Here is a 274-nt window from a genome sequence, read left to right on the forward strand (position 1 = left end):
ATTAAGCAGTATTTCTTGGTTTATGCGTTGTTTAAACGAAGAAATTGCCCGTAAGGCTAATCGTGAAGATGAGTGCAAGGGCGCCTTTTGGGAAGGCCGATTTAAGTCGCAAGCGTTGCTAGATGAGCAAGCCCTGCTCGCGTGTATGATGTATGTCGATTTAAACCCCATTCGAGCAGGCATTGCCGATTCTTTGCAATCCTCTGATTTTACATCGATTCAGGAGCGAATTAACTCGCTAGATTCACCCAATCGTTCATTAGCCATCTCAACG

At 44.9% G+C, this 274-nt stretch carries 1 pseudogene; it reads left to right on the forward strand.

The window, feature by feature from the left end:
• Window positions 1-274 (forward strand): annotated as a pseudogene (locus L976_RS00035) (alpha-amylase family glycosyl hydrolase); the annotation flags it as partial.

The organism is Shewanella sp. ZOR0012 (assembly GCF_000798835.1).
Classification (GTDB): Bacteria; Pseudomonadota; Gammaproteobacteria; order Enterobacterales; family Shewanellaceae; genus Shewanella; species Shewanella xiamenensis.